This window comes from Lutibacter sp. TH_r2, from assembly GCF_033101135.1.
GTDB lineage: Bacteria > Bacteroidota > Bacteroidia > Flavobacteriales > Flavobacteriaceae > Lutibacter.
In genome coordinates, this window is the sequence record NZ_JAWMPV010000023.1 from 1 (window position 1) to 218 (window position 218).

Consider the following 218-nt stretch of genomic DNA (forward strand, 5'->3'; position numbering starts at 1 on the left):
GCAACGGCAACGTTACCTGATGGAACAACAGAGACAGATACATCAAGTGTAATTGTCCCAATCAATTTAGATCCAGGAACAGAAGGATTCTTTACCACTGTTAAAACAGCAAGCGTAACAGAAATCACAGCACCAGGAGATATTGATTATACGATCACAGTAACCAATACGGGAACAGCAGCAGTAAGCGCAGTATCTGTAAGTGATCCATTAATTAC

The 218-nt window shown here is 40.8% G+C and carries 1 protein-coding gene; it reads left to right on the plus strand.

Features of this window, described 5'->3' with window-relative positions; translation table 11 throughout:
• Window positions 1–218: hypothetical protein (locus tag R3X25_RS15205; protein WP_317675820.1), on the plus strand; the 218-nt coding region annotated here is incomplete at both ends.